Origin of the sequence: Rhodococcus sp. NPDC049939 (assembly GCF_040656415.1) — a bacterium.
Lineage (GTDB): Bacteria > Actinomycetota > Actinomycetes > Mycobacteriales > Mycobacteriaceae > Rhodococcus_F.
Genome location: NZ_JBFAMC010000003.1, coordinates 159,929 through 182,726, shown reverse-complemented (window position 1 = coordinate 182,726; position 22,798 = coordinate 159,929). Strand labels below are relative to the sequence as shown.

The window sequence follows — 22,798 nt, the reverse complement described above, 5'->3', positions numbered from 1 at the left end:
ATACCCCGTTTGTTGTTCGTCGATCATCGAACGAAGGTGACGTTATCATCGGAGCGTGGCTCGAACGACATCTGCGGATTACCGCGACCTCGCCGAGGTGGAACTCACCGACGTAATGCATGCCCTCGCCGACCCGGTTCGCCTGGGCCTGGTGCGTCTGTTGGCTGACGGACACGAGGTCGGCTGGGGTGAACTCGATGTTCCCGTGGCACCGTCGACGTTGAGCTACCACCTGAAGGTTCTTCGGTCGGCGGGTCTCACCCGGACCCGCAAAGAGGGCACCAGGTGCTTCGTTCACCTGCGCTGCGATGAACTGGAGGCAGCATTCCCCGGGCTTCTACCGACGACACTCACGTTGATGGAGAAGGCCCCGGGCGGCATTGTCACGGCCTCGATCAAGTCCGATACCGCAAACGCTGCGGTTGCCTCCAGCTCTTCCGCCTAGCGGTGTGAAATTCCAGGGCTGTTTCAGGCGGTTCACAAAGCTCGCTGCAGGAGCAGTGTTTCGATGTAGCTCGCGACTCCGTCCTCGTCGTTGCTGGGCAGGACTTGGTCGGCCAGGGCCTGAACATCGGGAATCGCATTGGATGGACACAGCGCCGTCCCTGCCCACATCAGCATCTGGACGTCGTTGGTCGCATCACCGACCACAGCGACTTCCGACGAGCTGATCCCCTCAGCCGCGCACAGCTCGGCGAGAGCACTGGCCTTCGACACCCCTGACGCAGACATCTCCACATATGGCGCACCGGAGTGGGTGAGTTCCATACCTTCCACGCCGGCCGCCCGCGTGGTCCGATACAACTCGGCACCGGACACGTCCGGGTGCCGCGCAACGATCTTGACCATCGGCTCGTCCGTCAACGGCAGTAGTTCGGACAATGCCATCTCGTGCGGGTGTCGTTGGTGGTCGACGAATTCGCACAGCGCTGCGTAGGCGGGTTCGGCGACGAAACCAGTGGGACCGACGTTCGCGAACGCGACCCCCGGCATCAGCGTCCGCACACGGTTCATCGCCGCCGCTGCGGAATCTGTCGCGATCGTGGTCGTGGCTGTGATCTTCGGGGTTCCGTCGGCGAGATCGAGGACCACAGCACCGTTCGCACAGATCGCCTTGCCGCGAAACCCGCACGCCTGCGCCAGCTCGTGCACCGAGTGACGGGCTCGAGCGGTCGCCCACACGATCTCGAGGCCTTCCCGCCGGGCCTCCGCCATCGCACGGGCGGTACGCGGGGAGATTGCGCGGTCCGAACGCAGCAGAGTGCCGTCGAGGTCGGTCGCCAACAGCCGAATTCGAGTCATCCCGGCATGATGCCAGGCTCGACAGACCCGCGCGCGCAACCCCAGGATGTCGATAGCCTGGATCACATGCGCCATCACGTACCCGGCATTGTGCTCAATTCCGGAACGGTCATCCCACAACTCGGACTGGGAGTCTGGCAGGCCACCAATGCCGAAACCGAGCACGCCGTGCGGTTCGCCTTGGACGAGGCGGGCTACCGCCACATAGATACCGCCGCCACGTACCGCAACGAAGAGGGCGTCGGCCGCGGCATCTCGACCTCGTCCGTTCCGCGTGAGGACATCTTCGTCACCACGAAATTGTGGAACACCGACCACGGATACGAACCGGCGTTGAAGGCGTTCGACGTCAGCCTCGACCGCCTCGGTCTCGACTACGTCGACCTCTACATGCTCCATTGGCCACTACAGGACAACGACCGCATCCTCCACACCTGGGACGCGTTCGAGGCCATCGCCGAGTCCGGACGAGCCAAGGCGATCGGCGTGTGCAACTTCGAGCCTCACCACCTCCAGCTACTACTCGACCACGGGCGCACTTTGCCCGTGATCGACCAGGTGGAATTGCATCCGCATCTCGCCCAGCGCGACATCCGGAACTTCTGCAAGGAGCACGGCATCGCCGTCGAATCGTGGAGTCCGCTCGGCGGCACCAGCAACTCGGGCTGGGGCAAGAGATCGAAGCCCAACACCCTGCTGACAGAGCCGATCATCACACGCATCGGCGACCGCCACAGCAAGTCCGCCGCTCAGGTGTTGGTCCGCTGGCATCTGCAAAACGGCCTGATCGTCATCCCCAAGTCAGTTCACGATTCGCGAATCCGCGAGAATATGGACGTTTTCGACTTCGAACTCGACGAACAAGACCTCAGCGAGATCGAGACTCTGGACAGCGGTATCCGGGTCGGCGCCCACCCGGATCACTACAGGGTCGGCGCGCGCCAGTAGCCGAACAAGCCACTACTGAACAGCGCCGAGCTTGACCGGCATCTGCTCGAGTCCCGACACAAAATTCGCCGGACGTCGCCGCAGCGGACCGTCGTCGACGAGCATCATTTCGGGCAGCCGCGAAAGCAGTTGCTCGAACATGATCTTCGCTTCGAGCCGGACGAAACCGCCCGAGATCCGAAACGAGCGGCTCGAGTGCGCGCAGTGCACCGGGATTCGCGTTGCTCACGCCGATGCCTCGCCGTCCGCGGTCGCAGTCAGTTGCAGTGGGGGCCAGTCGTCGATGTCGCGGAGGAACTGCCGATCGTGGGTAGAGAGTACGACTGCCGCTTGGGTTGCCCCGAGGGCGTCGGTGAGTTCGTCGACGAGAGCGATCGAAAGGTGGTTCGTGGGCTCGTCCAGCAGGATCACGTGTGGTTTCGTTGCGAGCACCAATGCCAGGTCGAGGCGGCGCTGTTGGCCCATCGACAGTTCACCGATCCGCTTGCTCGACTCACGGGCGCGCAGCAGTCCGAGCTGGGACAGCCCGATAGCTTCTGATCCCTGTATCGTCCCCGCAGCTAGGAGGGCGTCGACGTGAGTGGCGTACACCTCACTCGCCCGCCGGTGCAACGGCAGCATGGTTTCCTGACGGAGGAAGCCCACACGTGCCCCCTGCGGCATCCAGACGGAGCCCGTATCCGGTTGCAGCTGTCCGGCAAGCACTCCCAACAGCGCCGACTTGCCGACCCCGTTCGCGCCGGTCACGGCCAGGCGGCAGCGGTGCGAGAGCGAGAACGAAAGCGGGCCGGCCACGCGACCCGCCACGCTGACGCGATCGGCGCGCAGCAGCACTCTGCCAGTTCTCGTCGGTAGTTCAGGGAATCGGAGCTGCTGCGGTGGCTCCGGTACGGTCACCGCGTGGGCATCGAGCTTTTCCTGCCGGCGATGCACGCTCTGCACGAGCCCGCCCGCGCGCGTCGCGCGGCCATGCTTGTTCGTGCCCTTCTCCGGCCGCCACCCGGACACCAGACGGTTCTGTGCCGAGCTGAGACTTTCTTTCAGTCGGGCGTGCTCGGCCTGTTGGCGGTCGTACTCCTGCTCCCACCGCTGACGCTCGACCAACCGGCCCTCGCGATAGCCGGCGTAACCGCTGCCATATACGCGCACCCGATCATCGGGTGACGGGTCGAGGTCGACAATGGTCTCCGCTACATCCGATAGCAGTGCGCGATCGTGCGTAACGACGACCACTCCTCCCCGTCGCCCTCGGAGCTGCGCAGTCAAGAACTCGAGCCCACTGCGGTCGAGATGGTTGGTGGGCTCGTCGAGCAGCAAGAAGTCGTCACCGGCACCCAGGAGACACGCGAGACGCACGCGATAACGCTGCCCCACCGAGAGTTCACTCAGCAGGCGAGTCGAGTCGGTTTCCGCTTCGAGGGCCTCGAGCGCGATCTGCACACGCCGCTCGGCGTCCCAGGCGTCGAGTACCTCGGCATGCTCGAGTGCGGTCGCGTACCGCTCCGCGGCGTCGGCAGTTCCATCCGAGAGAGCGAGTGCGGCCGTGTCGAGTGACGCCAGCGCCGCGAGCGGTTCGGCGATGGCCTCCGCCACGGCTTGGCCCACGGTTCGGCCATCGCTCGCGGACATTGCTTGTTCCGCGACACCCAGTGTTCCGATGCATTGCACCGTGCCGGTGTCAGGGGTGAGAGTGCCGTCGAGCACATGAAGCAGGGTCGACTTGCCACGCCCGTTCTCACCCACGATCGCGATGCGCGATGTCGGAGTGACGGTGAGGTCGACGTGATTCAGCACAGAGGTCGCCCCACGCATCACGGATACGTCGGAGACGATGAGCTGCGCACTTTCGCGCGCCGGTCGACGATTGGTAGAAGTACGCATTCGAGTCCTCCAAGAAGACGCACCAATAGCCCCGAGGGCGAAAGGGTGCGCAGATGACGGCGACCACGAGGGTCGAGGACGAGGAGGCCGCCGCAGACTCGGATCACTCAACGAGTGCGGGGGCCTTGCTCAGCCGTCACAGGAAGTACAAATGCACCCCTGGAAGGTACCGGGCGCCAGTGCGGTTCGCAATTGGCTTTCTGCCATCACGCGAGCTTGGCCGTGTCTTGGACGACTACTACAACCACCTGCTGGCGCTGGAAATCGGACCCGAGCATGCCGAAGCAGCGAAACGCGCACTCGCCCTCGACGACGAGATCGCCGAACTACTCACCAACACATGAACGACGTGACCGCCTGGTCAACTCGCGGGGTTATCGGGTGTACCCCGGATTGACGGTGGGACCGAACCAGCCACGTACCGTCAAAAATATTTTGACGGTAGGGTACGCTTTGGGCATGCCCGATCCCGAACTGCCGGAGGCGGCGATGCTCGACGAGTGGCTGCAAGCCACATCGTCATCGACGAACGAAACACCCCGTGGCGACCCGGCGGCGATCGTGCGCGGAGTACTGAATCGATTGGACAACAACGGAGTAGAGCTACCACACGACGTGGTCTACGCCTGCGTCTTATTGCTGCATGCCGCGCGGACCGACCTGGATCGGCTGGAACTGGGTCTGATGCGGGCAGCCAGCGAACACGGCAACAGCTGGAGTTGGATCGCCGAGACATTCGGCCATCGCTCCAAGCAAGCCGCGCACGCTCGGGCCAGTGCACTGCACCGACGCCTGGAATATCGAACCCTCGACGAGGAAGAAACCCGATGAAACTCCGTGTAGACCGTGACCGTCTCGTCGATGCGGTGGCCGCGGTCGGACCAACAGTGCCTCGACGCCCGTCGATCCCCGTGCTCGCGGGCATTCGGCTACGAGCGGAACCGGACTCGGCGTCGGTCGCCGGTTTCGACTACGAGATCTCCTCGCACGCCACGATCACCGGTGCAGTGGTGGACGAGCCGGGCGCTGCACTGGTATCGGGGCGACTGCTCACCGATATCGCGAAAGCCCTCCCCCCGCGTCCGGTCGAGTTGTCCGACAACGGGGATCGCCTCGAGATCGTCTGCGGTCCGTCGCGATTCGCTCTGCCGCTGATGACTATCGAGGACTACCCAGACCTCCCGCCCTCACCTGCAGCGGTCGGCGCTGTCGATCACTCGGACCTGCGCGACGCCGTGGCGCAGGTGGTCGTGGCCGCCGGGCGCGACGACACGTTGCCCATGCTGACCGGGATCAACATCGAATTCCATCCCTCGTTCCTGCGGCTGGTGAGCACCGACCGCTTCCGCATCGCGATCCGAGAGCTCGGCTGGGAGCCTGTGACCCCAATGGGCAACTCGAGACCAAACAGCATGCTCGTGCCAGCCCGCGCACTGGCAGAGGCAAGCAAGACGCTCACGGGACCGAGAATTGAAATCGCCAGTGACCCAGGGCAAAAGATCCTGGGACTCGCGACCGAGGACCAGCACCACACCATGCGCACGCTCGACATGCCCTACGCGCCCTACCAGCGCTATCTCGAAACCACCCACACCGCATCCGCCCGCATACGTTCCGCCCCGCTGATCGACGCGATCAAACGGGTGTCGCTACTCTCCCCCAGAGGAACGCAGGTTCGGTTGACCTTCGCTGCAACCACGGCCCGTTTGTCCGCCGGGGGCGACAACTCAGGAAGCGCAGAGGAGTCCATCGGTTGCGAGTTCGACGGCGAACCGTTGACCATCGCCTTCAACCCCCGCTATCTACTCGAGGGACTGACCGCCGCGCATGCCGAGGTCGTAGAGATCTCCTTGAACGGCCCGACCAGAGCAGCGATTCTGCGTGCGGCAGAACGCGAACCCCACGGTGAGCGCCGCGAGGGTCTGATCTATGTACTGATGCCGGTTCGCCTACCCGACTGAGCCATCGCCCGACGAGAACGCGACCCGAATCCCGCCCCAGAGCTCAGCCGCTGCCGGAGCAAATGCACACGACTTCGAGCATCGACATTTGCGCCGCTATCGAATCGGGTCGGTTGGTCGACGGTGAGTTGCGTGGTCACCGAGGTGGAGGCGCTTCCGGGGGGTTGTTCGATCCACGATGTGTGCGATGCGGCGCTGGTGGGGGCGAGGGCGAGGGCGTCGGCCGGGTAAGGGCGGTGATGATCGGGGTCGGTGTGTTTACGGCGGGGCGGCGACGATGCGATCGCAGACCTATCCTGCGGCGAAACGGATTTCGGCGGTCGCCATCGGATACGGGGGCGCTCTCCTGCTGGCACTGGTGTCGGCGGCCATGATGTATGCGATCGCCGGGGGTGGTCAGTGATGGCGCGGGCACGCAAAAGCGGCAGCGGGGGTGCCGGCACCGATCTGGCGCCGCTGCTGCTGGTGACGGCGCTGATCGCGGTCGCGGCCATCGGCTACGGGTCCCGGTGGGTCGGTGTGAGTCTCGCCGGACTCGATACCAGCGGGGATCCCGGCACCATCATCGGTGAGCTGGTCAAGGGCGAGCGGGTGTGGCCGGTGCAGTCCAAGTGCTGTTCATGGTGGTGCTGATCGTCCCGGCGGGGTTTGATGGCCGCCACACGGGCCAGGGGCCGCACGGAGGTGGATGCGGCGGCGAAAACCATGGTGGCACCAGTCAGATTGAAGGGTGTTTCGCGGGCCAAGTCGCAGCGCCTCGTCCCCCAGTTCGACAAAAACGACCCGCGGTCGTGGGGAATCCTGCTCGGCCGCACCGTCCGCGGGGACAAACCGGTGTATCTGTCCTGGGAAAATGTAGCGGCGGCCGCTCCGTAGTACGCGGACAGGGCAGCCGCGATTGTCGCTTTGATGCTCGCCAACGGGGAGTCTCCCGGTGTGACTTCCACCGGGAGACTCCAAGCCCCAACCCGTGCTGTTGCCGAGCGGCACAGTTCTTCACATCCTTGGCGAATGTGGAACCATGTCTACTGTGACCGAGTCTGCTGGCGGTGGAGAAGACAGTTCACTCCTGCTGCGCAGGCTGGGTCACCAACTAGCGTCAAACGGTGCCGAACTCGCGGGCACCGGAAGTATCGAATACATCCACCACACCGCCACGTATCAGGTGACCGGTTCCATCCTTGTTGGTTCGAAACCCGTTCCCGCATTCAAAGACACGGACTTCTGTGATGTGCACAGTTGGCGATCACCCGACGGTACGCGAAAGGTAATTCAGACCCGTAACGGAAGGCTCCAATCCACCAATGGGGTGCGCCATCCGGATAGTGGTCCGCCACAAGTGGAATTCGACCGGGAGAACCCGCTGCGGGCCATCGACACCGAGTCGGCACTGAGCGTCATCGCGTCGACAGGAAGCCTGTGGAAGTATCGAATCATCCCTCCCTGGCTGACCGGCGCCATTCTCATCGATCTCTCCCAACGACCACAGGTTTCGGCTGAGGTGTTGACGCAGAATGGTCACAACATGCTCACCATTTCAGCGGAGGGTATCAGCTTCGACGCACCTACCAAGAATATTCTCGTGCTCGATACCGATACGGCGATGGCGAGCATGGAATACGTCTTTCGCGGTAATTCGGATGCTCCGCAGGATGATTGGGAAGTCGTTGCCGAAGTCAATTGGCTTGGTTTCTCGCGCGTCGAGTCCTTCGAGGACCCACCCGTACCTGACTGAGGGCAGCGCAGTTTTGATCTGAGGGGACCGGAAAGAGGTCGCCGCACCCCGCCGATCCGAGAAACTTCCCGGATCAGGGCCGACAGAGAGCAATCCCTGCCGGCCGAGGCAGTGTGCGGCGACCTCTTACTCGTCGCAGCAGCAGTCTAATCCAGGCGTGATTCCTGGATGTCGTCAGCTGCCAGCGAAGTTTCCCAAAGGGGCTTACGGCTGCTCAATCGCGACCACAGTTACCGTGCCGATCACCTCGTTGGTGATGTAGGCGTGGTCGCCGTCCGGGGTGATCGCCACCTCGAGCGGTGTTTCACCGACCGGGACGGTCTCGGTGACGGTGTTGGTGGCGGTGTCGATCACCGACACCGAGTCGCTGCCCCAGTTGGCGATGTAGGCGCGGGACCCATCCGGGGAGATCGCGCGCATCCAGCGCACCGCCGCGCGAGGAAGGGGTCCCCGTCAAGGATGGATATGTCTCACGCCAAGGACATCAAGGAGTTGAGGTAGACAATCCGGACGCTCTTGATGTCCCGGAACCGAACTGGTTCCGGGACATCGGCCGTTGCCCGAGTAGAAGCGTCCGTCGAGCAGATCGAAATTCGGCCTGTCCGCCATCGCGATGCTCCTTGGCCGGGAAGTTCCCCGGCATCGAATCCCACGAATCGTGTCCCGATGATAGAACGTGTTCCTATCCTGACGGAGCGGTACGAACAGACCCGAGTTCACCACCCGAAGGAGATGTGCATGGTTACCGACGACGGCATCGGACTCTCGAAGGCTTCTGTACTCGTCACCGGCGGCGGGAGCGGCATCGGCTTGGGAGTCGCAAAGGCCCTCGCATACGAGGGAGCCCACGTCACGATCTGTGGTCGCAACGAACAGAAACTGGCGGCGGCGGTGCGCGAAATCGGCACCGGCAGCGTTGACAGCGTAGCCGCGGACGTCACCGTCGAAGAGGACGTAATCCGCGCGGTCTCCAAGGCGTGCGAGCGCACCGGAGGACTTGATGGCGTCGTCGCGTGTGCGGGCGGCAACGAAACCATCGCTCCCGTCACCCAACTGGACGTTGAAGCGTGGCGGCGTACCGTCGACCTCAACATCACCGGCACCATGCTGACGATCAAGCATTCGGCTAGAGCTCTGGTGGCCGCGGGCGGGGGATCGATCGTCGCGATCTCGTCAATCGCTAGCAGCAACACGCATCGATGGTTCGGGGCGTACGGGCCGTCGAAGGCGGGGGTGGATCACCTGGTGCAACTCGCCGCCGACGAACTCGGCGCGAGCAATGTACGCGTCAATTGCATCCGCCCCGGGCTCACCCGCACCGACCTCGTCGCGCTCATCACCGACGGCGGGCCGATACTCGACGATTACCTGGCGAACACTCCGATCGCGAGGGTCGGTGAGGTCACCGACATTGCGGCGCTCGCCAAGTTCCTCCTCGGTCCCGAATCCACATGGATCACCGGCCAGATCATCAATGTCGACGGCGGTCAGATGCTGCGCCGCGGACCCGATTTCAGGTCTATGCTCGAACCGGTCTATGGGGACGACGGTCTGCGAGGGGTGGTCGCGCCATGACGTCGCACCTGGTACTCGGCAAACAGGTCGACACGCCGGTTGAGATTCGGCGGGCGTCCGCATTCATGGCCATGTACTCGGTTCCGAGCTCCGTGGCCCAGGATCTGATCGGTTCCACCGGTCTCGAAATCCTGCAATTCCGTCCGGGGCGCGGCGTGTGCGTGCTCATATTCATCGACTACGTCGACGGAGACCTTGGCCCCTACAACGAGTTCGGGGTTGTGTTCCTCGTCCGGGATCACCGCGCCGACAGCGCATCGGTCCCACAGGATCTGCGGGCGCTGGCGCAAGGCAAGACCGGTGCGCTGATCCATCACCTACCGGTCGACGGAGAGTTCACCATGGCAGCAGGCCGGGGCATATGGGGGTTTCCGAAGATCCTCGCCCAATTCGATGTGGAACACAGCAGTTCGGTGGAGCGGGCGTCGGTCAGCCAGGGCAACCGCCTGATCGCTCAGCTCAGCGTGAAACGTGGTATCCCGGTACCTGCTTCGAGCACCGGCACCGCACTCGCCGCCTACTCGCATCTCGACGACGTCACCAGGGTCACCACATGGCAGATGAATCCCAGCGGTGTTCGCTCGCGACCCGGTGGGGCGGATTTGAAACTCGGAACTCACCCCATCGCCGACGAACTGCGGTCCCTGGGGTTGCCGAGGCGAGCACTGATCACTTCCTCGATTCCCGACCTGCCGATGACATTCGGAGACGCTCAGCCCATCTGACCGCATGAGCGGTGGTTCGTATGGTGTGGACAGCCACACCATACGAACCACCTGCCAACCCCCTCGAATGGCGTCCTTGGAGGTGAAAAACTTTCGCCATGACCAAACCTTCCGTGTCGACGTCGCCCATGGTCGAGTTCCTCCGAGCACCCATCGCCGCGAAGACATGGCGTGAGGCGGGTTACCTCGGCGTCGCGGTCGTGCCGGCACTCGCCGGCCTCGTATACCTCGCCGCCGGGCTTGGGAGCGGGATATTGCTTGCCGTCACCTTGTTGGGGTTTCCACTGCTCGCTGCGGTCATCCTGGGTGCCAGAGGGTTCGGCACCGCTCATCGGAGGCTGGCTTCGTCGCTGATGGGTGTGGCGGTACCCGAACCGCCCAGACCCACGCAGCGCAGCGGTGTCATCGGATTCGTCCAATCCGGACTCACAGACCGAACAGGATGGCGAGCAATCTTGTTCATGCTGATCAAGGCAGTCGCATTCGTTCCGGCCCTGGTCGCTCTGCTGCTCGCCGCGGGTGCGTTTTACCTGACCATCTCACCGATCCTGTGGTGGGCGTTCGACATCACCAACGTCGACTCGACCGGGACCGAGCGGCATTCGATCATCCAGATCGGAAACGTCTACTTCGACACCTGGCCGCAGATGTTGCTGGTGGGCGCGGTAGGCATCGTCTGGCTGTTTCTCACGCCGTGGCCGATACGAGGGCTCGCCGCATTCGACCGCTTTCTGATCCACACGCTGCTCGGCCCCTCGTCCCGCGACGTTCGCGTCGAACATCTGGAACGCAGTCGGATTGCAGCCGTGGACGATTCGGCGACCCGACTGCGACGTGTCGAGCGTGACCTACACGATGGCACCCAGGCCCGCATCGTGTCGATGGCCATGACGTTGGGCCGTGCCGAAGAACGGTTGGCTTCCGGACAAGATCCGTCCGACCTGGTGCACAGGGCGCACTCGGAGGCGAAGGACACCCTCGTCGAGCTGCGAGAACTGGTGCGGGGCATCCATCCCCCCGCTCTCGATCTCGGCCTCGCCCGGGCGCTCGAGACCCTGGCCGCGCGAAGCGCAATTCCTGTAGAACTCACGGTGTCCGTCGATCCGCGACCCTCGCCAGGGATCGAAGCCATCGCCTACTTCACTGTGGCCGAACTCCTTGCCAACGTCGCGCGCCACTCGAACGCGACCCGGGCATGGGTGTCAGCGAGCACCCACGGAGGCGCCTTGACGGTCACGGTGAGTGACAACGGAACCGGTGGAGCTCGCGTGGGGGCGGGAAGCGGACTGTCCGGGTTGGAAGCACGAGCCGCCACCGTGGACGGAACGCTGACCGTGGACAGCCCCGCCGGAGGGCCCACTGTCGCAACCCTTTCCCTCCCCGTCGAGCGAGTCCTCTGATGCGGATCGTGATAGCCGAGGACAATGCGATCCTCCGGGACGGCCTGGCGCAACTCCTGATCGAACGTGGTCACGAGATTGCGGCGATCGCCGGCGACGCCCGCACCCTGGGTGCCGCCGTCGCCGAACACCGACCGGATGTCGCGGTAATCGATGTCCGAATGCCTCCGACGTTCACCGACGAGGGGCTTGTCGAGGCGGTTGCACTGCGCAGACAGTTCCCCGACATGGGCGTTCTCGTGTTCTCTCAGTGGATAGAAACGCGTTACGCCTCAGAGCTTCTCGCCGGACGGGCAGCGGGGGTCGGTTATCTGCTCAAGGACCGTGTTGCGGATGTAAGCGAGTTCGTCGACGCCCTGGAGCGGGTCGCGGCCGGTGGAACAGCACTCGACCCGGAGGTGGTGACCCAACTGATGGGATCAAGTCAGAAGGCCGCGACCCTGGACCGGCTCACCCCTCGCGAACGTGAGGTGCTCGGGCTGATGGCTCAGGGTTTGTCGAACGCAGCACTCGCCAAGGCCCTGCACATCACCGAGCGGGCAGTGGAGAAGCACATCGGCAACATCTTCACCAAGCTCGACCTGCCGACTTCGGAGGGACACCACCGACGGGTCCTCGCAGTCCTCCGGTACCTCGAGTAATGGCAGCTATCTCGAGTGATGGCGGCCGTCCGCTTCCGATCGAGTAGTTCACACCTCACGCCAACGCAAGCAGAGCCAGTGCGGCCTGTTCGGGAACGGTGACGTCCAGGCTCGTCAGTTTCTCGAATCTGCCGAGCCGGTTCAGCACTGTGTTGCGATGGCAAAACAATTGCACGGCCGTGTCGGTAACGCTTCCGGTTGCGAGGTAGACCCGCACGGTCTCGACGATCCGTTCACGTTCATCGTCGGTAATCGTGGCAAGACCGGACAACAGGTGGGCCGAGAAATCCGCTTGATCGTCGAGTCGGCTCTTGGTGACTCTCGTCCACGCATCCGTCAATGTCTGCAGCCCGGTTTCATCGGGACGGATGGTACGAAATATCTCGTACGCGGTGTCGGCCGCCGAAGATACGGCGCCGAGGCCGGGCACTGCTGGGACCACTCCGCCCGCAATCTCCTGTAGTTGCCGATATTGGGTCTCCGGCCCCCGCGTATGCGTTCGGGGGGCAGGCCACAGGACCACCACACGGCCGGACTGATTGAGAACGAAGAGACGTTCACCTCTGGCGGCGAGGGTGTTCGCGATTCGATGAACGTCCTGGGACGAGTCGAGGCCTACGACGGCGACGCGGAACATGTCGTGCGCGTCAACCTTCAGCGCGCGTGCCACCTGCTCCACCTTGCTCGGGACGAGAGGCGCCGGACCGAACAACTCCGTCAGATAAGTCTGTTGTTCGTCGCGGGTGGACGCGGCCATCACCGCTTTCTCCTCGAGATAGCTCAGTTGAACCGCGCGAGCGTGGTCGTCGACCGCGCGCCAAAGGCTGTCGACATGCAAGGCGAGAACCGCCATATCCCCAGAATTCGCGCGCTCGAGCAGCGACGACCACAGGATGCCGAAGTCGAGGCGGATCGCAGCCACCAGATCCTCGACAGGGATTCCCTGTCGAGCACGTTGTCGACCCAACTCCAAGGAAAGCGCACCGAGTCGAGTCTTCTTCGGACCGACGGTGACCGCCTCGAGTATCAGGCGGATCGATTCGCGGGCGGAATCCGCGAGATCGGCCCTCGCCACAAGGCCCGACTGATATGCCTCCACGGATTCGAGCTTGTCGAGGAAGATCGCGGCCAGGTCATCGACCTCACGCGCGGTCTCCGAAATCAGCTCACGCCAGCGCGGGAGGCTCTCCTGCTTCCGCTTGGCGAGGTTTCTCACGGAGAGTTCCTTTCGCCCGAGTCGTCCGACACGTTCGCTCAGATCTTCAACTCTAGAATCGCCGCTCTACGTCGACATCGGATATCGCTCAAACCGCCGCTTTGTCGACGACGCATTATGCACATACACAATATTTGGGCTCTTCTTCGAGGCAGATTGCGATTTTCTCCGGCTTTTCGGTGGGGTTTCAAACGTCCATTGAATGATCTGATTCCCGTACCAGGCGATTCTGTAAGGCGCAGTCTGGCGCCGTCACCGGATTCCTACCGGCGATAGTCGGGTTGCGATAGATCCGGTCGAATCCGCACATCAACCAAGAGTCGGCATGAGGCTCGCAGGATCACCCTTCGCCGACGACCTAGCTGGTTCCCGAATCGCCAGCACCTCAGGGACCACGTTGCTCACCATAGGTGGAGGGCTTGGGTCCCACACGAGTGGAAACTACCGATCTCCTGGCGTCTCTCGAATACCACGGTGGTGAGGCTTACTAGTTGCTCATTACTCTTCGCCGCGCCCATTCGTTAACGAGATCCAGGACGGCCGAAGGTTCCGGCGTCGTGTTCGGTCGCTCTGTGGCGTGCATCTTTCGAGGACTGGTTCAACGCAATCCTAGGATATCGGCCGGAGGATGGTACCGGAGTCGGCCGCAGTGACTCCCGCCGCGATAAGCCGAATCCTCGTCACACATATCTCCGTGCCTTGGCCAGGTGCGCAATGATCTGCTTCGTTCGTCGTTTCCGTCCGAACGTCTGAAGTGTCGCGACGTCGAGGTCGGCGTCGCTGATGCCAGGGTTGCGTTTGCCAAGGAACGCCATGGCGTTCGCGATCTCGACCGGACTGATATGCAGGAAGGGACGATCAGCCTGGCTGCTGTTCGGCCGGAATTCCGTCCATTCCTGCGGATGCGTACCTTCCGGCCAGACGAACTTGTCATCGTCGACGAGCAGGCCCGTCTGCTTGATCTGATATACGAGTTTCTTCTCGCGTGCCGACCAGAGTCGGCGCACGCCGAACGAAGCCGCCGTCAGTTGGGTAAGACGCTCGAGATGAACCGGTCCCTCGAATTCAACTATCTCGGTCGCGACGGATCGGATCTTCTCCTTGGCGATCTTCTTGGGAAGAGCGTCGAGTACGGAGACGTCCCCGACCGGGACGGGTTCCCAAGGCTCGAAGGGGAGGCGGCTGTTACCCACTACGCTGTGTTCCACAGTCGGTTCGCGAGTGAAGACCGCTTGATCAGGTGTAACGACCTCAGGCTCATCCTTGGGCGTGGTCTGCGTGGACTGTTGCTCCAGCTCGGTTGCCGCCGCAGGGGAAGTCGAGCGTGACGCATCAGCTGGTTCTGGGGCGATGCCCTGCTCTTTGACGTAGGCGAGCAGGGCCTCCTGGCGAAGAGCGGTTGCTTTCACGAGTCCGTCAGTATCGGCGAAGTAATCGAGCAGGCGAACGCAATAGTCGTGCGCACGCCAGGCATCGAGCCGGGCGAACGGGTCGCCGTGGGCTCGGGCGTTGCGGACAATCGTCAACTCCCGGCCGAGTGTGCTGACCGTCTGTCGGTTGTCGTCGAACGGGAAGCCGAATTTCCCGAGCCTGCGGGTGAACATCTTGAGTTGCGTCTGGAGATCTGTGGTGCTGTAGTTCCTGGCCGGCTTGCCGGCAACCTTGTCCAGGTGCGCCAGAATAACCGTCCACGGCTGTTGAGGCAGCTCGGCTGCGAACCGTGCCGCAATGATCGGATCGAGACGCTCCGCCAAGTGGTCGAGACCCTCTGAGACAGACAGCTTGGGGTTGAACGTCATTCGGCGACTTCCTCTAGGCCGCGTGTTCCGCGAACGGCCATCCATGTGACGAGGCGGACCTCGTGCTTCTCGATGTCTGGCAGTGGATCTCGTGGCGGCGGTGCGGTGATTCCGGATTCGTCGAGGACGTTCGTTACGAGCGCGATGCGCTCTTCGTCTGTGCGGCCCTGGTTGAGGCTTGCCCGTACCTGGCGCGAAACCTTTGCCGATGGGACGCTTCGAAGCCGGTTCGCGAGCGCAATTTGTGATTCCCGTCCAAGATAGGCACCTTTCCGGAGCACCAACGCGTAGGCGTCTCGGAACGAGAGTGGGAGGTCGGGCTGGAAGGCATTGGGGTCGGTGAGTTCCTTCCACGATGTATAGGCACTGTCGCGTGCGACCTCCCATGCATCGAATGCTCCGTCATAGACCTCATCGGGCAGCCACCGTTCAGGGGAAGCGTTCTGCGGGTCGGCGACGCGGAGGGAGATCAGTGTGTCGGATGACACGATCGGATGTCCGTCCTCAGTGTGCCGAAGAGCCCAATTGTCGGTAGCGGGGACGTAACGGAACCACGGCTTCGCGCTATTGCCAATCTTGATGCAGAAGACGTACCCGTTGCCGTGGACAGCCGGGTTCACGAAGCCGCTACCTGCGCCGTACGGAAGTTCGAGGACCTCGTCCTTCAGCAGCGGCTCCATGTCGAAGGCTCCGAAGAGACGGCGGCGGTACTCCTCACCCGACAGCGAGGCACTCGAACCGCCGGCGTCGAGTAATCTTTCGAACTCGTCGATGACCTGATCATCGGCAAGATTTACCTCGTAGCCTAGTCCGCGTCCAGGGAGCACATCACCTGCGCCTACGGCGGCATCCGCAAGTGCCAGTTTCGCTTCTAGTCGTGTTTCGAGTTCCAGGAGCGCGTCGAGACGTTCAGTCGGGAAGAACAGTCCGAGGTAAACATAGTCGTGTTTGGAGCCGATGCGGTCAACGCGACCGTGGCGCTGCACAATGCGCATCGGGTTCCACGGCAGATCGTAGTTGATCATCTGTCCTGCCTGTTGGAGGTTCACGCCCTCGGCAAGCACGTCCGTGGTGAATAAGATGTCGAACTCGTCTGTCGCTGTCGGCTCGCCAGCCGCGTTGCGAGGACCGGCTGTCTGCGGAGCGAATCCTGCGATCGTTGAGGCGCGACCACCCTGGTCGACACCGCCGTGCGCTCCGCGTTCGATGGCCTTGGCATAGGTGCCCATGATCGGAGGAGCAATTCGGTCCTTGTAGTCGGCCAGCGGTGATCCTGCGGGTGCCGCCTTGGTGGCCTCGAGCACTGCTTCGTGGATGGGGATGATCGTATCGGTGAACGCCGAAAACACGATCACCTTACGGCGGTCGGCGTGCGAAAGACCGCGTGGGTCGACTCTCTGAGCTTCCTCGGCAATCCTGGTGAGCTCCTCTATGAGCTTCTGGGCCTTTGGCTCGATTCCCGCTATCACCGCCTCGGCTAGATCGCACAGCTCGCGCAACAGGCCGATGTCGGACTCGACGTCGGCCTGAAGCTGCCTCAAGTGGTAGCCGTCGACCGAGTCGATCTGGTCGTCCTTGTCGAACTCGGCCACGAACTCGTCGAGGTCGTCGGAGTCGGACGAAACCCATTCGTTGAGTGCCTCGCCCTTGAGGACGAACCCCTTGCTGAGGGCATTGAGGAACGCTTGATGGGAGACAATCATCTTCTCCAGCGAAGCCTGCAATGCCTGCGGGCTAGACTCCAGCCGCTTGAGCAGGCCTGATCGCAACAGGCCCGCATTGCTTGCCTGGTATTCCTGCAGGTCGTGGTCGATCGTGTACATGCTGGACAAGTAGCGTGCAAGCATCAGTCGCTTCGGGTCACGACTCCGGTCCTCCCATGCACGGGGCGCATGCGGGTCTGTCGGGTCGTCGAGCGCATAGACCATTGCATCAATGAGCGCCAGACCCTCGGTGTCGAGGTCATAGTCGATGCGCCGAACCGTCGGTTGAGGAAACTTGATCGAGGTCGGCTTGCCGTCAGGACCGATAATGAGCTCGTTGGCGTAGTGCTCCTTGACGAACTTGCGTGTACGGCGCACAGCGACCTGGTCCATGAGGTCGAATAGGTGTTCCGGTGTGAGATTTGCTGGGTCTATCGCCTGCGCCTGCTTGATGTATTCCCGCATACTTGGAATACCCAGCGATGCGAACCGGGCGTCGTCTCGTATGAAGTACTTGACAAGGGTTTCGAGGTCGATCAGCGAATTGTTGACTGGTGTGGCCGTCAATAGAACAACCTTCTTGGGGTTGCCGGCCGTGATGACTCGGTCTACAGCACCGGAGCGTTGTGCACCAGAGTTGCGCAGGTTGTGTGCCTCGTCGATCACTACGAGTGAGTAGTCCTCGATCTCACGCATGAAGGCGTCTATCGGACCTCGATCTGGATCGAGGCGGTTCCGAACTTCCTCGTACGAATAGACTCTCACCCACCGACTGAAGTCATGGGTCACGAGGAAGGGCTCCCACATCGAGGTCTTTAGCGCCGCGGGTGCGACGATTAGGACCTGCTGTCGATTGAGGTTCGCCGTCCGATAGATCACTTCACCGGCTAGAAACGTCTTACCGAGACCGACTTCGTCGGCGACAAGGACGCCACCGTGCTCGTCGAGGAGGCGCTCCATTCGAGCAACACCGTCTGCCTGGAAGCGAGTGAGATTGAGTCCCGTTCGGACATTCGGGTTCTCGTCCGCGTCGAGGTGCTCGCCATAAAGCTCCCAGAGCATCCGCAGGTAGATCGTCCAGGGGGTGTGCGGGTCCCAGAGTCTGCCATACAGAGCTGCCAGGTCGTATTGATCGCTCAACTCCCAGAAATGCTCGAACCACTCGCGTACTTTGGCGGCAGAATTTGTACCGCCACCCGTTCCGAGGTTGAGTTCAGCGTTGTGTGCGAGTCCGGCGTACGTCATGTTTGACGAGCCGGCAATGGCTGCTTGCGTAGCTTCATCCTCGACGAGATACGCTTTGCCGTGCAGGAACCCGCCGGAATACCGGCGAACCTCTACCCTCGCGGTGCCCTCCGGACCGATGCTCCGAAGCCACTCCACCATTCGCCTTGCTTCAGCGGCTGGGACGCGGGCGAATCCCATCCTGTCGCGCTCGGACTCGAGCCATGCCTGGTGATGCTGAATCGCGTCGTCGCGTCGAGAGTCTTGGTCGGAATCCCCCGAGGCGATTGCACGAATTGACTCGGCGTCCGGCTCTGCCCCGAGTAGCAGGCGCACCCGAGGCGCCATCTCCAGTTCGTCTGCGACCAATGCGAATCCAGCGGGATTGATATACGCCGTCGCAATCGCTATCGGAGGAGGCGCCACCTTGTTCTTACGCAAGAGGCGAAAAAGATCGTTGACTTTGTCGGCAACTGTGGTCGCCGCATCACTCAGTGAGTGGTTGGTCGCGAAATCGGGAAGCTGAGTCATGCTTTGCCCTTCCACGACCGAAAGTGCGTCAGAACGGCGTCGAGTCGAGCCTTGTAGTCCCATCCACGGTGAAACGTGGCGAAGACGTGTTCGACCTGGTCCTCTGTAAGCCCATAAAGAAGACTTACGAGTGCGTCAATTTCTGCGATCAGGTCATCTTTCTCGCTCGGAGTCTTCACCGTGCCGACAGGAACGCCGACTTCGGTAGCCCATTCCTCATAACGCTCGTCAACGGAGGCGAGGCGGCCCGCGGCCTCTACTAAACGACCGCCAAATGGTGAAGCGATGTTCACATCGGGAATTGGACTGGGGTTCAATAACTCGAAGGAGAGCTTGAGTTCTACCCAACGGCGCATGTACCAGTCGAACGGGAGGCTCGACATGATTCCGAGCAGCGCCGCTGCCTCGCGAGCTCCGCCTCGGCGCTGGACCAAGACTGGCGCCTTTTCCATGGCAGCTGTACCGGGGGGCAGGAGCGCAGCAATGACTGTTCGCGAGTCTGTTGCTCTCGTGATGTCGCGGACCGCGATGCGCGGGCGGTCGAGGGGGAGCGTTTGGACAGGAAACTCCAGACCGTGATAGGCGGACCTTGTGAGGCGTGCTGAACGTTCGAGCTTGTTAGCCAGGTGCGGACGAAGCACGCGCGGTTCGCCGTAGGCCTTCGGTGGGCCAGCGTCCGGATTCCAGAGGTTGAACGAAGCCCCGGTAACCACAGGAATTCGGCCGCGAGCTTCCTCGACGTCGACTTGGAGCACGCGACGCTCACTCGTCGCGTTGAGATCACCCTGTAGGGGCCGGAATTCCCAATTTGCGCGCGCTTGATCGAACCGAGGACTCTGTCTCATCTGCCGGAAGACTTGGGCCGAGACTGGGTCGGGCAACAACGGGAAAGCTGCGGTGTTGGACCAGGAGGTGAACTCCCCACCAGGGACTTCGGAGAGATTCTCCGCACCCACAAGGAAATCGCGTTCGTTCGTGAAGGGGCCGACCCACCGGACAACCGAGTCACCACCCTTCTCCGCGACAGTGAGGCCGATGGTGTACCTCGCGTCCACCTCTGGGAATACCCATTTCTTGTTATTCAAAATGAAGCAGACGTCGGTGAACGAGCCATGCGCAAGGATCTCACGTCGCCATTCCGCAAGTCCGGCTCCAGCAAGTGCGCCGCGCGGGAGGACGACGCCGAAGCGGCCTCCGTTGCGAATCAGCTGCCAGTTTCGCCAGGCGAATGCCGAGAACAGATCGAGGTGGGCAGCGCCTACGCCTGGGAATGGACCGGCGCCAACTGCCTCGCTGGCTTGGCGTACTGCCTCTAGATCACGCTTGTACTCGGCTTCCAAGTCGGGGCGTGCATCCCTGAACTCGGCCAGTGCGGCCTCTCGTTCTTTTTGCCGCATCGATCGCAATCCTGGCATACGAAGTCCCCACCACTGGTGCTCCTCGATGTGTAACTTCTCCCACGGTGGATTGCCAAGCAGCACATCAAACCCGGGGTTCTCCCTCAAGAAGACCTCAGGGTAGAGAAACGGCGTATGTGCCGGTCGGAGTGGAGCAGTGATCGTGCTGGTCTCGACGGTGTCTGTGAGGCGTGTGATGTGTTCGGGCCGAGTGATCTCGGTCGACCACCTGCCGATTCGAACCGCGACGGCGGCATCGAAGATGCGGCGTGCGGGCTCCGCGGCTTCTCTCGCCTTGGCGAGCAAGGCGGCGGCTTCGTGAACTTCAGCCTTGGTTGCCTCGGACGCGTTGGCGACGTCCAGCAGAATTGGGCGTGCTTCCGCAAGATAGTCCTCGACAACGCTGCGTAGCCACTGCTGGTAGCCGGTGCTGGATCTAGATGAGCGTGACTTCCCATCGATGGACGTGGTTGGGCTTCGGAATAGCCCGTCACGCTCATCGAGGGAATCCCCGGGAGACGCTGAAGTTGACGTAGCAAATGAACCAGGGAGGCCCAATAATGCATCGATTGCTTCGTCGATTGTTCCGATGCCGGTGAGGCTGTTCGCATTCACCAGACCGTGGTCGAGACTGCTCATTGGCAGGCCGGGAACGAATGTGTGAATCCAGAGCGCGAGGCGTGCCAGCTCGACCGCCATCGGATTGAGGTCGAGGCCATAGATGCAACGTCTCGCCACCTGACGACGCAGCAGGCCCACTTCGTCGACTTCGCTCTTGGCGACATCGTCGGATCCGAGTGCTTCCTTTGCAACCGCGGCCAGGCGCAGTAGCTCCTCGGTAACACCAGGAACGGTGTGCTCAGTGAGGAAGGTGCGCATGAGCGTTTCGATCTTGTCGACCGCCGCTACGAGGAAATGCCCCGAGCCCATTGCAAGGTCGGCAACACGGAAGTCGAAGAACTCACGAGCCGCCGCGGCCGGGTCACCGTTGGCGAGGTATCCCGCAATCTTCTCCAGGTGCGCTGTGAGTGCAGGAACAAGGGATCGCTCGATCAGGTGGTCGACAACGACCTTGGGAGTGAAGTACGAGCCGGTTGCCTTGCGTTCTCCTGAAGCGGTGTGGAAGTACACCGCTCCTGACGGCGCCCAGACCTCGGCACCCTCAGCGGCCGGCACCCACGCGCCCTTGCTGTCGACCGTAAGGTCCTCTTCGGCCAGGGAGAGCGAACTTTCCAGGAGGCCCTCGTAGATTGTGCCGAACTCTCGGACGCTCAGAGAGCGGTAGTCGACGGGGCCAAGCACACCGTCATCACTCACGTCGATCAGCAGGCTCTTAAGCGCTGGACCCAGGACATTGTCCGGAAGTTCGATCTGCTTGATAAGTGCGCCTTCGGGCGACCGCCCAGGGTCGGCCGAGAACAATCCGCCGTTGTATGACGGGATCTGCCACTGTGGATTTCCCTGGTCAATCGCGTTCCACACCTGGACGAGGTCGAGCCAAATCGTCGCCGAGTCACCGAATTCCTCCGCCTCCGATTCGAGCAGACGACGAGCGTTTGTCTTGAGGCTGTTGGCATCGAAACCTTCGTTGCGTCCGGATGGGAGCAACCCGCGATCCTCGGCGTATGCCTGGAATAGTAAACGGAAGAGGATTCGAAGGGTGACTTTGTAAGCAGTGGCGAGACCATCCGCGTCGAGCTTCAACCCGGCCGCCTTCGCCAGGCGCTGAGCCACCACTACAGCTACCGGTGGGACGATCTCGTCGTAAATGCGATCTCGCAGGCGCGCGCCGAGTTCCGTCGCGTACCGCGCGCTGTCGCGCAGTAGTTCGTCAGCTGTACCGCCCGCCGTCAGTGCGCTTGCAGAGAATATCAGCGGGAGAAGCGCAGCGTGTTCGGTGCCGATCGTCGACAGGTCGACCTCGAAGTATGTCTCGGCCTGTCCTTTTGACCCCATACCTACGCCGTCGCGTCCCGGGTAGAGGCGGATTTGGTCTTTGCGGAGGACGATTAGCCACGGGACTTCCTGGCGGGAAGCTACCGCGAGCCCGAATGCGACCGGTGAAAGCTGGAATCGTTGAGTCTTGGCGTCGAACTGCTCGGAGTCGTCGAGAAGCACAGCAACCGCGCGCGGCGGGTGCCGGTCAATCGAGAGCAACAGCGTCCCATTCGGACCGGGCTGTGTCGCGAAGCCCAACGCATCGACGAGTTGTTTCCTGCGCAGACCCAGCAGATCTCGCGCCTGATCGCCCAGCGCCTCCCAATCGGCACGCTTTGGGACGTTGCTCGTGAGGTGGTGCGTGGCGAACAGTCCGCTGTTGGCGAAGCCCGGAACACCGGTCGAGTCACTCGATTTGCGGAATCCGGCAAACCGATCGGTAGCGGCAAGCACATCCGGCTCGGCGAGGACAGACTGGAGCTGCCGCTCTGCCACATCGGCTGAGAGCTCGATCGATTGCGCCTGCGGGTCGGGGCCGAACAGATGGGCTGTGCCGTCGTGGATGACGGCCACGACCAGTTGAATCTGCGTCTTTCCTTTGCGCGCAGTGAAGAGGTCGCGCAGCGCTTGCCTGGAAGGGGATGCCGTGGACATCGCCACCGCCACCTGGAATCCACCAAGGCCGAACGGGTCGGGACCGAGGTAGACCTCCTCGGTCGTTAGACCGGCTGGTGTCAACGCATCGTTCCACGTCACGACCTTGTCAGCGGTCAATCGCACAGCGGCTCTCCTCTGTTGGTCCTGGCTCAAATCAACGTCGCG

At 62.4% G+C, this 22,798-nt stretch carries 20 protein-coding genes and 1 pseudogene; 13 read left to right on the top strand and 8 right to left on the bottom strand.

Features of this window, described 5'->3' with window-relative positions:
- Positions 1–55 precede the first annotated feature (55 nt).
- Entirely contained in the window at positions 56–445 is a 390-nt protein-coding gene (locus AB0I57_RS13105; RefSeq protein WP_358335426.1) for a metalloregulator ArsR/SmtB family transcription factor, read from the top strand.
- Between the two features lie 32 nt (positions 446–477).
- Here AB0I57_RS13105 and AB0I57_RS13100 read toward each other — a convergent pair whose 3' ends face one another.
- The gene (locus tag AB0I57_RS13100) at positions 478–1,302 is read right to left on the bottom strand and encodes an HAD family hydrolase (protein WP_358335423.1); all 825 of its coding nucleotides are present in this window, start codon (positions 1,300–1,302) and stop codon (positions 478–480) included.
- Between the two features lie 66 nt (positions 1,303–1,368).
- Here AB0I57_RS13100 and AB0I57_RS13095 point away from each other — a divergent pair, with 66 nt between their 5' ends.
- Positions 1,369–2,250 carry an aldo/keto reductase gene (locus tag AB0I57_RS13095; protein ID WP_358335420.1) on the top strand — a complete coding sequence of 294 codons (882 nt, stop codon included), beginning with the start codon at positions 1,369–1,371 and terminating at the stop codon, positions 2,248–2,250.
- A gap of 12 nt (positions 2,251–2,262) precedes the next feature.
- Here the strand turns inward: AB0I57_RS13095 and AB0I57_RS13090 are convergent.
- Positions 2,263–2,409: pseudogene (locus AB0I57_RS13090) on the bottom strand (cytochrome P450); the annotation flags it as partial.
- A gap of 66 nt (positions 2,410–2,475) precedes the next feature.
- The gene (locus AB0I57_RS13085) at positions 2,476–4,131 is read right to left on the bottom strand and encodes an ABC-F family ATP-binding cassette domain-containing protein (RefSeq protein ID WP_358335417.1); all 1,656 of its coding nucleotides are present in this window, start codon (positions 4,129–4,131) and stop codon (positions 2,476–2,478) included.
- 179 nt (positions 4,132–4,310) lie between these two features.
- Between AB0I57_RS13085 and AB0I57_RS13080 the strand changes: the two genes are divergently transcribed.
- From AB0I57_RS13080 to AB0I57_RS13050, 7 genes are all read left to right on the top strand, one after another.
- Positions 4,311–4,475, top strand: a complete 165-nt coding sequence (locus AB0I57_RS13080; protein ID WP_358335413.1) for a hypothetical protein — start codon at positions 4,311–4,313, stop codon at positions 4,473–4,475.
- 115 nt (positions 4,476–4,590) lie between these two features.
- Positions 4,591–4,962, top strand: coding sequence for a hypothetical protein (locus AB0I57_RS13075; protein WP_358335410.1), 372 nt, complete (start codon positions 4,591–4,593; stop codon positions 4,960–4,962).
- Complete coding sequence (dnaN, locus tag AB0I57_RS13070) at positions 4,959–6,092, top strand: DNA polymerase III subunit beta (RefSeq protein ID WP_358335407.1); 1,134 nt, start codon at positions 4,959–4,961, stop codon at positions 6,090–6,092. The genes AB0I57_RS13075 and dnaN overlap by 4 nt, the downstream gene beginning before the upstream one ends.
- A 277-nt stretch (positions 6,093–6,369) precedes the next feature.
- Complete coding sequence (locus tag AB0I57_RS13065) at positions 6,370–6,495, top strand: hypothetical protein (RefSeq protein WP_358335404.1); 126 nt, start codon at positions 6,370–6,372, stop codon at positions 6,493–6,495.
- On the top strand, positions 6,495–6,725 hold the full coding sequence (locus AB0I57_RS13060; protein WP_358335401.1) for a hypothetical protein: 231 nt from the start codon (positions 6,495–6,497) through the stop codon (positions 6,723–6,725). The genes AB0I57_RS13065 and AB0I57_RS13060 overlap by 1 nt, the downstream gene beginning before the upstream one ends.
- Before the next feature lie 18 nt (positions 6,726–6,743).
- Positions 6,744–6,968, top strand: a complete 225-nt coding sequence (locus tag AB0I57_RS13055; protein ID WP_358335399.1) for a hypothetical protein — start codon at positions 6,744–6,746, stop codon at positions 6,966–6,968.
- 154 nt (positions 6,969–7,122) lie between these two features.
- Positions 7,123–7,827 carry a hypothetical protein gene (locus AB0I57_RS13050; protein WP_358335396.1) on the top strand — a complete coding sequence of 235 codons (705 nt, stop codon included), beginning with the start codon at positions 7,123–7,125 and terminating at the stop codon, positions 7,825–7,827.
- Positions 7,828–8,031: 204 nt separating this feature from the next.
- Here the strand turns inward: AB0I57_RS13050 and AB0I57_RS13045 are convergent, their stop codons facing one another.
- The gene (locus AB0I57_RS13045) at positions 8,032–8,247 is read right to left on the bottom strand and encodes a beta-propeller fold lactonase family protein (protein WP_358335393.1); all 216 of its coding nucleotides are present in this window, start codon (positions 8,245–8,247) and stop codon (positions 8,032–8,034) included.
- Positions 8,248–8,565: 318 nt separating this feature from the next.
- On the opposite strand from AB0I57_RS13045, the gene AB0I57_RS13040 reads away from it, so the two are divergent.
- The 4 genes from AB0I57_RS13040 (at position 8,566) to AB0I57_RS13025 (ending at position 12,168) form a co-directional block, all read left to right on the top strand.
- Positions 8,566–9,402, top strand: a complete 837-nt coding sequence (locus tag AB0I57_RS13040) for an SDR family oxidoreductase (protein WP_358335391.1) — start codon at positions 8,566–8,568, stop codon at positions 9,400–9,402.
- On the top strand, positions 9,399–10,127 hold the full coding sequence (locus tag AB0I57_RS13035; RefSeq protein ID WP_358335388.1) for an acetoacetate decarboxylase family protein: 729 nt from the start codon (positions 9,399–9,401) through the stop codon (positions 10,125–10,127). Before AB0I57_RS13040 ends, AB0I57_RS13035 begins: the two co-directional genes overlap by 4 nt.
- Before the next feature lie 98 nt (positions 10,128–10,225).
- Positions 10,226–11,527 (top strand): sensor domain-containing protein, encoded by a 1,302-nt coding sequence (locus AB0I57_RS13030; RefSeq protein WP_358335386.1) that lies wholly within the window; start codon positions 10,226–10,228, stop codon positions 11,525–11,527.
- On the top strand, positions 11,527–12,168 hold the full coding sequence (locus tag AB0I57_RS13025) for a response regulator transcription factor (RefSeq protein WP_358335383.1): 642 nt from the start codon (positions 11,527–11,529) through the stop codon (positions 12,166–12,168). The genes AB0I57_RS13030 and AB0I57_RS13025 overlap by 1 nt, the downstream gene beginning before the upstream one ends.
- Before the next feature lie 55 nt (positions 12,169–12,223).
- On the opposite strand, the gene AB0I57_RS13020 is transcribed toward AB0I57_RS13025, so the two are convergent.
- From AB0I57_RS13020 to AB0I57_RS13005, 4 genes are all read right to left on the bottom strand, one after another.
- Positions 12,224–13,384 carry a helix-turn-helix domain-containing protein gene (locus tag AB0I57_RS13020; RefSeq protein ID WP_358335380.1) on the bottom strand — a complete coding sequence of 387 codons (1,161 nt, stop codon included), beginning with the start codon at positions 13,382–13,384 and terminating at the stop codon, positions 12,224–12,226.
- Positions 13,385–14,064: 680 nt separating this feature from the next.
- Positions 14,065–15,183, bottom strand: coding sequence for a DUF3320 domain-containing protein (locus AB0I57_RS13015; RefSeq protein WP_358335377.1), 1,119 nt, complete (start codon positions 15,181–15,183; stop codon positions 14,065–14,067).
- Complete coding sequence (locus AB0I57_RS13010; RefSeq protein ID WP_358335374.1) at positions 15,180–18,641, bottom strand: SNF2-related protein; 3,462 nt, start codon at positions 18,639–18,641, stop codon at positions 15,180–15,182. The genes AB0I57_RS13015 and AB0I57_RS13010 overlap by 4 nt, the downstream gene beginning before the upstream one ends.
- On the bottom strand, positions 18,638–22,756 hold the full coding sequence (locus AB0I57_RS13005) for a hypothetical protein (RefSeq protein WP_358335371.1): 4,119 nt from the start codon (positions 22,754–22,756) through the stop codon (positions 18,638–18,640). Before AB0I57_RS13005 ends, AB0I57_RS13010 begins: the two co-directional genes overlap by 4 nt.
- Positions 22,757–22,798 lie beyond the last annotated feature (42 nt).